Here is a 400-nt window from a genome sequence, read left to right as displayed (position 1 = left end):
TCCCCCATTAAGTGCTTTTCGAGCAAGGTTAATATCTTGTTGTCTTGCTCTTTGATAAAAATAACCTTTTTGTGTAGCCTCAAATCCGCCTGGTCGTTGATAGACCATACGGGTTTGCGGTCTGTTGCTTCATTAAGAATCCTCCTTCGAATGGTTAATAAACGCTTGGACAATTGGCACGAGTTGGAGAAAAGAAACAATGCGACTTGAATCGGCCGGTATTGGGCTGATTATACCATTGGGCAGGACAACTTCCGGGCGGCTCGAAAAACCATAAAGAATAACTAGCAGGGTGATATCGTCCCCCATTAAGTGCTTTTCGAGCAAGGTTAATATCTTGTTGTCTTGCTCTTTGATAAAAATAACCTTTTTGTGTAGCCTCAAATCCGCCTGGTCGTTG

The 400-nt window shown here is 43.0% G+C and carries 1 protein-coding gene; it reads right to left on the bottom strand.

Features of this window, described 5'->3' with window-relative positions; translation table 11 throughout:
* Positions 1 to 154: 154 nt before the first annotated feature.
* Complete coding sequence (locus CK486_RS17780) at positions 155 to 334, bottom strand: hypothetical protein (protein ID WP_371915518.1); 180 nt, start codon at positions 332 to 334, stop codon at positions 155 to 157.
* Positions 335 to 400 lie beyond the last annotated feature (66 nt).

The sequence above is a fragment of the Pseudomonas sp. HAR-UPW-AIA-41 genome (genome assembly GCF_002304225.1).
In the GTDB taxonomy this organism is placed as follows: Bacteria; Pseudomonadota; Gammaproteobacteria; order Pseudomonadales; family Pseudomonadaceae; genus Aquipseudomonas.
The sequence above is the reverse complement of the archived record's forward strand: the minus strand, read 5'-3'. Positions and strand labels throughout refer to the sequence as shown.